Source organism: Bradyrhizobium sp. 33ap4 (assembly GCF_032654765.1).
Classification (GTDB): Bacteria; Pseudomonadota; Alphaproteobacteria; order Rhizobiales; family Xanthobacteraceae; genus Bradyrhizobium; species Bradyrhizobium australafricanum.
Map to the genome: position 1 here is coordinate 18,873 of NZ_JAUMTJ010000048.1, position 12,941 is coordinate 31,813.

The 12,941-nt window shown below is 63.2% G+C and carries 12 protein-coding genes; 4 read left to right on the forward strand and 8 right to left on the reverse strand.

Translation table 11 applies throughout. The features are described 5' to 3' along the window. Positions 1-432 precede the first annotated feature (432 nt). The 6 genes from Q2M23_RS30650 to Q2M23_RS30675 all read right to left on the reverse strand — a co-directional run bounded on the left by Q2M23_RS30650 (position 433) and on the right by Q2M23_RS30675 (position 6,029). On the reverse strand, positions 433-1,341 hold the full coding sequence (locus Q2M23_RS30650; protein WP_057019650.1) for a heme o synthase: 909 nt from the start codon (positions 1,339-1,341) through the stop codon (positions 433-435). Between the two features lie 140 nt (positions 1,342-1,481). After that, entirely contained in the window at positions 1,482-1,889 is a 408-nt protein-coding gene (locus tag Q2M23_RS30655; RefSeq protein ID WP_050384760.1) for a cytochrome C oxidase subunit IV family protein, read from the reverse strand. An 8-nt stretch (positions 1,890-1,897) separates the two neighbouring features. Continuing rightward, positions 1,898-2,620 (reverse strand): heme-copper oxidase subunit III family protein, encoded by a 723-nt coding sequence (locus Q2M23_RS30660; protein ID WP_057019651.1) that lies wholly within the window; start codon positions 2,618-2,620, stop codon positions 1,898-1,900. 14 nt (positions 2,621-2,634) lie between these two features. Continuing rightward, on the reverse strand, positions 2,635-3,339 hold the full coding sequence (locus Q2M23_RS30665; RefSeq protein WP_229189347.1) for a cytochrome c oxidase subunit 3: 705 nt from the start codon (positions 3,337-3,339) through the stop codon (positions 2,635-2,637). Continuing rightward, positions 3,336-5,111 (reverse strand): cytochrome c oxidase subunit I, encoded by a 1,776-nt coding sequence (gene ctaD, locus Q2M23_RS30670; protein WP_316398047.1) that lies wholly within the window; start codon positions 5,109-5,111, stop codon positions 3,336-3,338. The genes Q2M23_RS30665 and ctaD overlap by 4 nt, the downstream gene beginning before the upstream one ends. 84 nt (positions 5,112-5,195) lie before the next feature. Then, positions 5,196-6,029, reverse strand: coding sequence for a cytochrome c oxidase subunit II (locus Q2M23_RS30675; protein ID WP_076831602.1), 834 nt, complete (start codon positions 6,027-6,029; stop codon positions 5,196-5,198). A 545-nt stretch (positions 6,030-6,574) separates the two neighbouring features. Between Q2M23_RS30675 and Q2M23_RS30680 the strand changes: the two genes are divergently transcribed. Then, positions 6,575-7,471, forward strand: coding sequence for a DUF2189 domain-containing protein (locus tag Q2M23_RS30680; RefSeq protein ID WP_026192934.1), 897 nt, complete (start codon positions 6,575-6,577; stop codon positions 7,469-7,471). Between the two features lie 276 nt (positions 7,472-7,747). On the opposite strand, the gene Q2M23_RS30685 is transcribed toward Q2M23_RS30680, so the two are convergent. Continuing rightward, the gene (locus tag Q2M23_RS30685; protein WP_316398048.1) at positions 7,748-9,364 is read right to left on the reverse strand and encodes a S10 family serine carboxypeptidase-like protein; all 1,617 of its coding nucleotides are present in this window, start codon (positions 9,362-9,364) and stop codon (positions 7,748-7,750) included. Positions 9,365-9,527: 163 nt separating this feature from the next. On the opposite strand from Q2M23_RS30685, the gene Q2M23_RS30690 reads away from it, so the two are divergent. The 3 genes from Q2M23_RS30690 (at position 9,528) to Q2M23_RS30700 (ending at position 11,546) form a co-directional block, all read left to right on the forward strand. Continuing rightward, on the forward strand, positions 9,528-10,307 hold the full coding sequence (locus Q2M23_RS30690; protein ID WP_316398049.1) for an NAD kinase: 780 nt from the start codon (positions 9,528-9,530) through the stop codon (positions 10,305-10,307). A 105-nt stretch (positions 10,308-10,412) separates the two neighbouring features. After that, positions 10,413-10,958 carry a response regulator gene (locus tag Q2M23_RS30695; protein ID WP_028336173.1) on the forward strand — a complete coding sequence of 182 codons (546 nt, stop codon included), beginning with the start codon at positions 10,413-10,415 and terminating at the stop codon, positions 10,956-10,958. Between the two features lie 9 nt (positions 10,959-10,967). Next, a complete protein-coding gene (locus Q2M23_RS30700) occupies positions 10,968-11,546 on the forward strand; it encodes an Hpt domain-containing protein (RefSeq protein ID WP_016843908.1) in 579 nt (192 codons plus the stop codon). Between the two features lie 68 nt (positions 11,547-11,614). Here Q2M23_RS30700 and Q2M23_RS30705 read toward each other — a convergent pair whose 3' ends face one another. Then, a complete protein-coding gene (locus tag Q2M23_RS30705; RefSeq protein WP_316398050.1) occupies positions 11,615-12,796 on the reverse strand; it encodes a DUF2336 domain-containing protein in 1,182 nt (393 codons plus the stop codon). Positions 12,797-12,941 lie beyond the last annotated feature (145 nt).

Genomic DNA, 12,941 nt, shown 5'->3' on the forward strand with positions numbered 1-12,941 from the left:
TGCTGCAACGGCCGAAGCTTAGGGCGAGCCTGTCCTACTTGTCCAACGCTATCCCGTGCGCCGCACCTGCCCGGGCCCAAATGGATTGGCCTGATTTATGCTTGGAAATGGCTGCATACGGAGGACGCGCGATGAGGCGGGACCTTTTGGTTATTTGCGGCGGAATGCTGGCCACGGGCGCCATCGCCTGGATCCTGTTGGGCAACCCGGCGAGCGGGCCACATATGCACGGGCTCCAGACGATGTCGGCAGACCAAGACTTGAGACTCGTCTCCCAGCGAAGTCCATATATGCGGGACGAGCGCTAGGGCCGTCCCTGGCGGGTGCCTGCGAACTTCAATCACTGAGCTGCCCGGCAGCGCAAGCCCGCTCGGCAACAATATTCGATTTTTCCGAACAACGCCCAACGGCTGTCGATTCGAATGCGTCCAGTCAGTGGGACTGAGCGTAGGGTGCAGCATTCATCAGCAGCCCCCCAAAAAGCAGGACCAGATAGAGCATCGAAAACACGAACAAGCGACGAGCAGGCCGCCTTTCCTTGTCGTCGCTCCGGCGCAACTGCCATGCGAGAAAAATCATGATCGCTCCCAGCGTCGCCGCGGCCGCGCCGTAGACGGCTCCCGCGAACCCCAGCGCACAAGGCAGCAGTGAGATCGGAACCAAAAGCACGCAATAGAGAAGAATCTGGCGCTTTGTTTCTGTCTTGCCAGCCACGACCGGCAACATCGGCACACCGGCACGGGCGTATTCTCCAGCAAGATTGAGCGACAGTGCCCAGAAGTGGGGTGGCGTCCAGAGGAAGATGATCAGAAACAGGATGAGCGGCTCGAGCCCAACATGTCCCGTGACCGCAGCCCAGCCAATCACCGGAGGGAGCGCGCCGGCGGCACCGCCAATAACGATATTCTGCGGCGTTCGGCGTTTGAGCCACATCGTGTAGACGACGACGTAGAAGAAGATAGTGAAAGCAAGCAGCGCAGCAGCGGCCATGTTCAGCAAGGTGCCGAGAGCCAGGACGGCGCACGTGCCGAGCATCAATCCGAAGGCCAATGCTTCCGGGCGCGATACGCGGCCGCTGGGAATTGGACGGATGGCGGTACGCGCCATCACCGCATCGATGTCGGCGTCGTACCACATATTGAGCGCAGCTGCGGCGCCAGCTCCCGCGGCTATGCAGAGAAGAGCAGCGAAACCGGTGAAGGGATCGATGCCGCCTGGTGCGACCATGAGACCGACCAGTGCGGTAAAGACGACCAGCGACATCACGCGCGGTTTCGTCAGTGCGACGTAATCTCCGATGTTGGCATAGCTCCGGCGAAGAATTGAACGATTGATTTGCACGAGACTAATTCCTCGTCGGTTCGAAAAAGCCATCGGCCAAAGGCCTGCTTCGCAGGGTTCCGGACGATGTGGCGAGTCCTCCGCCTTCAGGACGCTTTGCCTTGTCCAGCATGACCCACGCGGTCGTGGCCGTCCATTTCTTAGCTTGCTGACGCGAAGAACATCACCCGAAGCAGATGCGTATAGTCGGATTCGAACATCATGATCCCGACAAAAACCAGCACCAGCACCGGCGGCAACAGGATGGCGTAGGCCAACGCCAACCGCTCCCAGGCCATGTGCATGAACACAGCGACGATCAGGCCGGCCTTCAGCACCATGAACAGCAGGATCAGCGACCATCGCAGGTGGCCGTGGATACCAAAATAGTCGACGAGATAGGAGCAGGTGCTGAGCACGAACAACCATCCCCAGACCACGAGATAGAGCTTGATCGGGTGCTGCTGGCCCTCTGCATGCGCGGCGCCCGATGCCACCGCACCATGCACATAGCTGTGTAGCGCATGCTGTGCTGCCTGCCCTTCCACATGTACCGCTGCTTCTGTCATGCGCGACCTCACCAGAGATAAAAGAAGGCAAAGATGAACACCCAGACCAGATCGACGAAATGCCAGTACAGGCCCATGATTTCGACGATCTCGTAATAGCCCTTGCGGCTCGTGAAAAAGCCGCGCCGCTCGACGTCGAAGTCTCCCCGCCAAACCTTTCGCGCGATGGCGATCAGGAAGATCACGCCGATGGTCACGTGGGTGCCGTGGAAGCCGGTGATCATGAAGAAGGAAGCGCCAAATTGCGGTGCGCCCCACGGGTTGCCCCAGGGCCGCACGCCCTCCATGATCAGCTTGGTCCATTCGAAAGCCTGCATTCCGACGAACGTCGCGCCAAATGCCGCGGTGGCCAGCATCAAGGCTGCCGTTTTGACGCGATCCCGGCGGTAACCGAAGTTGACGGCCATCGCCATCGTCCCGCTGCTGCTGATCAGGATGAAGGTCATGATCGCGATCAGGATGAGCGGGATGTGCTGACCGCCGATATTGAGCGCGAATACTTCGCTGGGGTTGGGCCACGGCACGGTCGTCGACATTCGCGCCGTCATGTACGACAGCAGGAAGCAGCTGAAGATGAAGGTGTCGCTCAGAAGGAAGATCCACATCATGGCCTTCCCCCAGGACACGTTCTTGAACGCGCGCTGGTCCGAGGCCCAGTCGGCGGCGATGCCGCGCAATCCGGGTATCGTTCCGGGCAGCGCCTTGGGGGTTGCGAGTGTGGTTTCGGTCATCGCTTCCTGCCTCGCTAGGTGAGCAACTGGCGACAGATGTCGACGAAATTGTCTGTCCAGCCCGTCAGCAGACCGAGCAGGACCAGCCAGACCAACAACAGGAAATGCCAGTAGATGGTACAAAGCTCGACGCTCAGGCGCATCTGCGTCATCGGCGCGCCACGCCACAGTTTTACGGTCGCCCTGCCGAGCGCCACCAGGCCGCCGGTCAGGTGCAGCCCGTGGAGCGCGGTGATCAGATAGAAGAAGGAATTGGCCGGATTCGACGCCATGGCATAGCCGGCGATGTTGAGCTGCTGCCACACCACGAGCTGCCCGATCAGGAACATCACGGCCGATGCACCGCCGACCAACAGGCCCGCGATCAGGCCCTCATGGTCGTCGCGGCGCGCGGCCATCAGCGCCCATTGCAGCGCCATGCTGCTGATGACGAGGACGCCGGTGTTGAACCACACCAGCCTCGGCAGCGGCAACTCGCGCCAGTCCACCATGGTGGTGCGCATCGAGTAGGCGCTGATCAGGAGCGCGAACAGCGAACCGACCACCGCGAGAAAAACACCGAGGCCGATTTTTGCCGCCGGCACCGAAGAGCCGAGATCGCCGCGAAGATCCACCGCAATGCCCTGCTCCAGCCACGGCTTGGCGGCCAGCCGTTGCTGCGAGAGCCACCATCCCGCGATCGCTGCAATCGTAGCAATGAACAGGACGATGGCACTCACGGATGGGCTCCCTGGGCCAGCACCTTGGCCGGCGGTTCATTCTGCGGGATGAAGTCCCTCGCGGAACCGGGCACGCTGTAATCGTAGGCCCAGCGATAGACGACGGGGAGCTCCGTGCCCCAGTTGCCGTGCCCCGGCGGGGTCTCCGGCGTCTGCCATTCCAGCGAGGTGGCACCCCAGGGATTGCCGCCCGCCTCTTTTCCCTTGAACAGGCTCCAGACCAGATTGAACAGGAAGACGAGCTGAGCGAAGCCGACAATCAGCGCCGCCACGCTCATGAACGCGTTGAGGTCATGGGCGGATGCCGGGACGAACGAGGTCTCGCCGATGTCGTGATAGCGGCGCGGCATCCCGAGCAGGCCGAGATAGTGCATCGGGAAGAACACCGCATAGGCCCCGATGAACGTCACCCAGAAGTGGAAGCGTCCGAGCGCGTCATTGAGCATCCGCCCGGTGACCTTTGGATACCAATGATAGATCCCGCCGAACACGGCCATGATCGGCGCAATCCCCATCACCATGTGGAAGTGCGCGACGACGAACATCGTATCCGACAGTGGAACGTCGACGACAACGTTGCCGAGGAACAGCCCGGTCAGGCCGCCATTGACGAAGGTGACGATGAAGCCGAGCGCAAACAGCATCGGCACCGTGAGATGGATGTCGCCGCGCCAAAGCGTCAGCACCCAGTTGTAGACCTTGATCGCGGTCGGGATCGCGATGATGAGCGTCGTGGTGGCGAAGAAGAACCCGAAATACGGGTGCATGCCGCTGACATACATGTGGTGCGCCCACACGACGAAGCTCAGCGCTCCGATCGCCACGATCGCCCAGACCATCATGCGATAGCCGAAGATGTTCTTGCGTGCGTGCGTACTGATCAGATCCGAGATGATGCCGAACGCCGGCAGCGCGACGATGTAGACCTCGGGATGGCCGAAGAACCAGAACAAATGCTGGAACAGGATCGGGCTGCCGCCGCCATACTTGGTCAGCTGGCCCATCTCGACCAGTGTCGGCATGAAGAAGCTGGTTCCAAGGAGGCGGTCCAGCAGCAGCATCACCGAGGCCACGAACAGCGCCGGGAACGCCAGCAGCGCCATCACGGTCGCGGTGAAGATGCCCCACACCGTCAAGGGCATGCGCATCAAGGTCATGCCGCGTGTGCGGGCCTGCAATACTGTTACCACGTAATTGAGCCCGCCCATCGTGAAGCCGATGATGAACAGGATCAGCGAGGCCAGCATGAGAACGATGCCCCAGTCCTGCCCGGGGGTACCGGAGAGAATCGCCTGGGGTGGATAAAGCGTCCAACCGGCGCCGGTCGGCCCGCCCGGCACGAAGAACGTCGCGGCCAGCACCAGCACCGCGAGCAGGTAGACCCAATAGCTCAGCATGTTCACGTAGGGGAAGACCATGTCCCGCGCGCCAACCATCAGCGGGATGAGGTAGTTGCCGAAGCCGCCAAGGAACAACGCCGTGAGCAGGTAGATCACCATGATCATGCCGTGCATGGTGATGAACTGAAGGTACTGGTTGGCATCGATAAAGGAGAACGTGCCGGGAAACCCCAGTTGCAGCCGCATCATCCACGACAGCACCAGCGCAACCATTCCGATCGACATCGCCGTGATCGAGTACTGGACGGCGATCACCTTGGCGTCTTGCGAAAAGACGTACCTCGTCCACCAGCTGTGCGGATGATAGAGCTCGACCTCACCTACTTCGGCGGGCGGGATGCCTGCGACCTCATCAAACGGGATATCGACCATCGGAATACCCTCCTTGGTCTTCCGCTCAGCGACGAGTTCACTTCATCTCCGGCCGAAACATCCGGCCGATCCTCGTCGGCATGTTCATTCGCTGCCAGTCTTGTACGCGGCCTTCGCGACGTTGCGCTGGCCGGACAAGGCGGCGAACGTGTGCTGCTTGTCCAGCCACGCGTGATATTCCTTCTCTTCTTCCACGACGACCTTGCTGCGCATCTGTGCGTGCGCGGCACCGCAAAGCTCCGCGCAGAGGACGTCGAAGGTTCCGGTCCGGGTCGGCGTGAGCCAGTAGTAGGTCACCGAGCCAGGGATCATATCCATCTTCGCCCGGAACTCGGGCACGTAGAAATCATGCAGGACGTCGATCGAGCGGAGCAGCACCTTCACCGGCTTCCCGACCGGCAGATGCAGATCCTCGTTTTGCACGACGATGTCGTCCTGCCCGTTCGGATCATTGGGATTCAACCCGAGTGGATTGTCGGAGCTGATCAGGCGCGCATCTGACGTGCCGAGCCGGCCGTCCTTTCCCGGAAGCCGATAACTCCACATCCACTGTTGTCCGACGACCTCGACGTCGGTCGCGTCGGCGGGAACGGTGACGAACTGGTGCCAGACGATGAGGCCCGGCGCCAGCATGGCGACGACGCCGATCGCGGTGCCGATGCTGAGCCACCATTCGAGCTTCTTGTTCTCGGGATTGTAGTGGGCGCGCCGTCCCTCGGTGTGGTGAAAGCGCAAGACGCAATAGGCCATGAACACGATCACCGCGCAGAACACCGCTCCGGTGATCCAGAATGTCAGATTGATCGTGTGGTCGATATAGCTCCAGTTCGAGGCAATCGGGGTCCACCACCAGGGGCTGTAGAGGTGGAACAGCACCGAGGCGACGGCAACCAGGAGCAGTAAAATCGCTACAGCCATCCCTCATTCCTCCTTGCCATTGAAGGCTGCGGAGACGAACGAAAGGGCGGAGCTCACGTCAGAGGGATGGTCTCACGTTCACCATCACCGTGGCTTTTGCCTCGCCCATTCTGCCGGTCGCGATGCTGGGACATGACAAAAACTCAACGTCACGGCCGCAACCTCATCGGAGCTGGGGCGTCAAGCATCAACATGGTACCCATCGAGCCAGACGTCAATAGAGGAGTCATGCCCGCCGCTGTCCGGCGCGTGTTGGCGGGAATGCATTGGACGCCGCGAACACTGATCGACCCTCCCCAATCGCATGGTGCATCGCAAGACCTCGTTTGTGCATCTGCACAATTCTCCCGACCGCATTCGCCACCTTGCTTCTGCCGCGCATCGGACTAGTTTTACTTGACCGGTTGCGACAGGCGTCGTCCGGCAAGCTCCTTCTGGTTGAATCTGATTTGCCGGACTCAGTCGCGATTTTCGCGCATGAGGCGGATGTGCGTGTGTTGATGGCGCTCCGTTCCCCTGCGGCCACAAGCAAGGAGACCGGAACCATGACCACGGTGTTCGCACGACCCAAGCTGCAATTGTTTGGCGTCTCTACCGCCTTCGTCGTTCGCAAGATCAGCCTTTCCGACCTGGGCGACGCGTTGCGCCTCGGCTGGGAAGACTTCAAGGCCATCCCGACCCACGCAATCGTCCTGTGCGTGATGTATCCCGTGCTCGGACTTGTCCTGTTCAGACTTGTGCTTGGCTATTCGGTGCTGCCGCTGCTGTTTCCGCTCGCCGCCGGCTTCGCCCTGATCGGTCCTTTCGCCGGCCTCGGCCTCTACGAACTGAGCCGACGGCGCGAACGCGGAGAGGAGCCAGGAGCCTGGGATGCGATGCAGGTGCTGCGCGCGCCGTCGTTCGGCGCCATGTTCGAACTTGGCGTTCTTCTGTTCGTTCTGTTCGGGGTCTGGATCGCCACCGCGGACGCGATCTACATCATGACGTTCGGTTATGCGCCGGCTGCGAGCATCCCTGATTTCGCAAAGCGTGTGTTGACGACGCCCGAAGGCTGGTCGCTCATCATCGTCGGATGCGGCGTCGGCTTTCTTTTCGCCTTGGTTGCCCTATGCGTCAGCGTCGTCTCCTTTCCACTGATGCTCGACCGTCATGCGACCGCGATCGATGCGATCCGCACCTCGATACGGGCCGTGATGATGAATCCAATTGAGATGGCCGCGTGGGGATTGATCGTTGCGGTATTGCTGGCGGTGGGCTCACTGCCATTCTTCGTCGGTCTCTGCGTCGTTCTGCCGGTGCTTGGTCATGCGACCTGGCATCTTTACAGGAAGGTGGTCGAGCCTGACCGGAATCCTCCGCAAGAAGAGCCCCGCCCGCCGATCGGTCACCGCTACGCGGCCGATTTCCCGGCCTCCCTCTTCCCGTGGAGCCGTGAGCGCTAAGCGTTTTCGCGCGAAGCATGTCGCGCAATTCAGTGTCGTCCCGGCCTAGTGCGCAATTGCGCACGGGGGCCGGGACGACGAAGGTGGATGTCGGCCGTGTCACACTATCGATGTCGTCCTGGCGAAAGCCAGGACCCATTACCCCAAACGGAATTTGTTGCGCGACGCCGGGGCCGCGATCCCGTTCACAATCGAATTTGGTGGTTATAGGTCCGGCTTTCGCCGGGACGACGACCGTATTTGCAGCGACGGCGCAATCCACACCGCCACATCCCCTTACCTCATCAGCGCCTCGACCTCCTTGCGGAACGCCTGGCGCGAGCCGTCGCGGGAGTAGAACATGTGGCCGCCGGGATAGACCGCGAGCCTGGTGCGGCCCGGGCCCGCGAAGGCCGGCAACTGATCGAGGATGATCTTCGAGGCGAAGTACGGCGTGGCGAGATCGAACAGGCCGTGGCCGACCAGGAGTTTCAGGTTGGGGTCGAGCGCCAGCGCCTGGCGAAGCTGCGTCACCGACTCCGCCGGACTGATGCCGTGACCGAACTCCCAGGCCTTGTTCACGCTTTCGCTGAGCAGATGATAGGAGCCGTCCGGCCGCCAGTTCAGCTTGCGCGTGGTGAGGTCGACGGCGGCGCTGGTCAAGGGCGCCATCAGCGGATCGCCGGACGGATCGTTGAAACGGAAATAGCTGGAATCCGGATAAGGATCGAAGCCCTCGATGGAGGCGTCGTAGCGGCCGGTCACCTTGCCGTTCTTGCGATCGAACTCGCGGCGGAATTCGCCGATGTCGAAACGGCCGGCGAGCCTGCGGCTCACCACCTGATCGATGCCGGTCAGGCTAGCGACCTTGTCGGCGAGCCGCGTGGTGGCCTCGGTGTCGGCCTGCCCCTTGACGAGGTCGAGCAGGAAATCGCCGCGCGCGTAGCTCTCGACGTCGGCGAGATCCTCACGCGTCACCGGGCCCTTTGCCTGTCGCGCGACCGCCGCCATGGTCGGCAGGCTTGCGACATATTGCAGGAGGCTGGAGCCGGTATATTCGCGGAAATCGAGCACCGGCGAGATCAGCACCAGGCCGCGGACGCCGACGCCCTGCTGCATTTGCAGATTGCGCACCACCTTGGGCCCGCGAATGCCGCCATAGCTTTCGCCGACGAGATATTTCGGCGAGGTCAGCCGGTCGTATTTCTCCAGCCAGCGGCGGATCACCAGCGCGACCGAATTGGCGTCGCCGTCGACGGTGAAGAAGCGCTTGCGCGCCTCCTCCGAGGTGGTGACAAAGCGGCTGTAGCCGGTGCCGACAGGGTCGATGAAGACGAGATCGGTGAAATCGAGCCAGGTATCGGCATTGGCCTGCAGCTCGGGCGCGGCCGAGGACACCGCGCCGTCGAACGGCAGCCGCCACGGCCCGACATTGCCCAATTGCAGCCAGGCCGACGCGGAGCCCGGACCGCCGTTGAACAGGAAGGTTACCGGCCGATTTGCCTTCTCGGCACCGTCGAGTTGGTAGGATGTATAGGCGATGTCGGCGAGCGGCTCGCCCTTGTCGTCGAACACGCGGATCGAGCCCGCGGTCGCGCTGAAGTTCAGCGTGCGGGAAGACAGCGCGACCGATTGCTTGGTCGTGGAGTCCGGCGGCAGGCGGTGCTGCTCGGCGGTCGAGCCGCTGGCCGTAGCGTTGGCGCCAGAGCCGGCCTCGCCGCCGCGTCCTGCCCGCCCCTTCTGGCCGCTCGGGTTCTGGCCACCTGGGCTCTGGCCGCTTGGGTTCTGGCCGCTTGGGGCCTGCGCGCTCGGCGACGGCGATGGCTGCGGGACGTCATCGTCGGCTCGCGCCACGGTCGCAAGACAGGCCACCAGCAACGCCGCGGCGAGCCGTGTCGCAAGACTGTTAGCCATATCGTTCACTCCCTGCGCCCCGATTTACGCAATCCAGCAACAAACTGCGCTAGTTTGGCGGCGGCGGCGTGGCATGCGGTCCGTTCCCGGACCATCTCGACAAGGCCGCCCGGGATGTATAGACGAGCGCGGCGTGTTCCGTGCCAAACGAGTTCGTGAGCGAATGGCCAGCTCCAAGCGGTATGACAAGATCGCCTTCGTCGCCAGCGCGAGCGTGGAAGCGCAGTCGGCGCTCGAGCAGCTGACGGAAATGTACGGCAACCATCTACCCGCGGATGCCGACGTCGTGGTCGCGCTCGGCGGCGACGGTTTGATGCTGCAGACGCTGCACGCCAACATGCGCAGCGGCAAGCCGATCTACGGCATGCACCGCGGCACCGTCGGGTTCCTGATGAACGAATATTCGACGCATGATCTGCGCGCCCGGCTTGACGCCGCGCGGGAGTCGCTGATCAATCCGCTGTTGATGCGCGCGACCGACATCCGCGGTGCCGTGCATCTGCATCACGCCATCAACGAGGTCGCGCTGTTCCGGCAGACCTACCAGGTCGCCAAGCTGCGCATCCTGATCGACGAGCACGAGCGGATGCCCGAGCTGATGGCCGACGGCATCCTGGTGGCAACGCCGGCCGGATCGACCGCCTACAACCTCTCCGCCCAAGGGCCGATCCTGCCGATCAACGCGGCGCTGTTGGCGCTGACCCCGATCAGCGCGTTCCGGCCGCGGCGCTGGCGCGGCGCGCTGCTGCCGAATTCCGCCTTCGTGGTGATCGAGGTGATCGAGGGCGAGAAGCGCCCGGTCGCCGCGGTCGCCGACCATGACGAGGTCCGCGACGTCCGCCGGGTCGAGGTGCTGTCCGACAAGACGATCGCGATGCGGATGCTGTTCGACCCCGGCCACTCGCTGGAAGAACGCATCCTGCGCGAGCAGTTCGGCTACTGACGGCGTCTGCCTCCTTGCCCGGCAACCAATCATTAACCCCGGGCGGGATATGGTTAACGTCGGGTAATACCGCATTGGCCCGGTATGCCCTATCAGGGCCGGACCATGTATCGCATCGATTTCAACAAGCTGCGATTTTTGATTTGCGACGACAATCCGCACATGCGCCGCATCCTGCGGACGCTTTTGCATTCGTTCGGCGCGCGCGAGGTGTATGAGGCCGAGGACGGCGCCACCGCGCTCGAGATGTATACGCACTACGTGCCCGACATCGTCATCACCGACTGGTCGATGCCGATCTTCGACGGGCTCGAGCTCGCGCAGATGATCCGGCAGCCGGAATCCAAGGGCAATCCCTACGCGCCGATCATCATGCTGACCGGCCATTCCGAGAAGCGCCGCGTCACGGTGGCGCGCGATGCCGGCGTCACCGAATTCTTGGCCAAGCCGATCTCGGCCAAGGGCCTCTACCAGCGCATCATGAACGTGGTCGCCAACCCGCGGCCCTTCATCAAGACCAAGACCTATTTCGGCCCCGACCGCCGCCGGAACACCACCAACACCTATATCGGCCCCGAACGCCGCGGCAGCGGCGAGGTCGAGGTGCTGCAACAACCGTCGCTGCTCGAAAAGGCGCGCTCGGCCATCTAGGACATCGCCATGGCGAAAGACAAACCCGGGACGATCGAGGTCAAGAGTTTCGGCACGCACCACGTGATCACGCAGCCCAATCCGCTGCGCAAGATGCTGCTGCGCGTCCCCGAGAGCGATCTCGACGATCCGGTCGGCCGCGCCGAAAAGGCGCTCGCCGGGCTGTCGGGCGAGTTCAAGGAGTGGATGACGATCGAGGCCGACCGCCTCTCCGCCGCGCACGCCACCGTGCTGCGCGAGGGCTTCAGCGACAAGACGCGCGAGGAGCTGTTCCGCGCCGCGCATGACATCAAGGGCGATGCCGCGACATTCGGCTATCCGTCGGCCGCCGCAGCCGCGGAGAGCCTGTGCCGCATCATCGAGCACGCGCCGGATCTCGGCGCCGTGCCGCCGCAGCTGATTGCGCACCACATCAACGCCGTGCAGGCGATCGTGCGCAACCGCACCAAGCTCGACACCGCGGTCGTCGCCGGCGTGCTGAGCAAGCAGCTCCGCGGCATCGCCGATGAATTCCTGACCCACGCCAACCGCGACCGTCCCGAACACCTCGAGGCGATCCTCGCGCCGAGCATCGTGCCCGGCGAATAGCCGCGCGGCCGGCTGCTCGCGTTGCGCAACCCACTCAAGCATCCATCGATGGGAAGGAAGCGCGGCCCTCAGGCCGCGATGAGATCGTCGTCGTAGGGCAGCACCGCGATGGCGTCTTCCGCGGCGAGCTCCTCGCAGAACATCCGTGCGTCCTCGCGGGCCGATTCGGTCGCAAAGCGGCGCAGCAGGATCAGGAGCGGCTCGGCCGCCGAATGATCGGTCTCGCAATGCGTCAGCACCCGCTCCACCATGCGGCGATGCAGCCGCGCCGCGCCGTCACCGCTGTCGACATAGCCGACCTCGTGGCTGGCCTCGAGCGCGACGCGGAACGCGGCGTAGGTGGATTCCGGCAAGCCGGCGCGGCGCAGCAGCGCCTGCAGGCCGTTGCCGCCGCGGTCGTTCAACAACGCGGAGACGCGGCCATAGGGCAGTCCAGAGAGTTCAGCGAGCGCCGCCCCGAACAGATCGAGATTGCCCGACAGCAGCGCGCGCAGGATCAACCCGGCGGTCAATTGCCCGGTGGCGCGCAGATGCGTGATCAGGTTCTGCATGTCGTCGCCGAAGGCGCGCGCGGCGATGTTCACCGTGGAGCGTTCCCTGGCCTCGCCGGCAATCCGGTCGGCGCGATCGGCACCGAGCCAGTTTCGCGCGACGACGAACTGCGCCAGCGTGTCGGAGAGCTTTGCGACCAGCGCCAGCCGCGTTGCCGACGGCAAGTCTTCCAGCTGCAGCATCGATTCCCTGATGGCGGCGAGATGGCCGTGGCGCTCGACGATGCGATCCCAGGAGAACGGCGCGAGGCCGGCGTAAGGATTCTCGATCAGCTCGAGCGCGGCGGCCGCCGAGCCGACCTCGGCAATCGCGGCGGCGACGGAGGCCGGCAGATTGGTGCGGCGCGCGATCGCGCACTGCATCTCGTCGGAGCCAGTGGCGACGATGTCGACGAGGTCGGCATCGATCAGGAGCGGTGAATGCTCCAGCACCAGCAGCGCGATCGCCGGCTGGTCGGCCGACAGCGCCTGTACGATTGCGGCAGGCGCGTCCACGCTGCGCGCGAACACCTCGGCCATCGCCTGCCGCACCAGCGGCGACGGGTCGTCGAGCAGCATCAGCAGCGCGCCTTCGGCTGCGATGCGGTCGTCCTCGGTGAGATCCGAGATGAGCCAGGCCCGGGCCAACGCCCGTGTCGCCTCTGCTCGCTCACCTGCTGGAGCGGTCCTAATCCAACTAATAAACTGCCGAACGATCATGGTCCTTCCGGCTTACGCAACGAAACGGCATCGGCATACGACGCCACTACAAGGAAATATAAACCATGACGCTTAATAAAGGGTTCACCATAAACGTTTGGGATTATTGACGTTTCGTTAAGACGGCAACTGCGTGCAGCTTCGC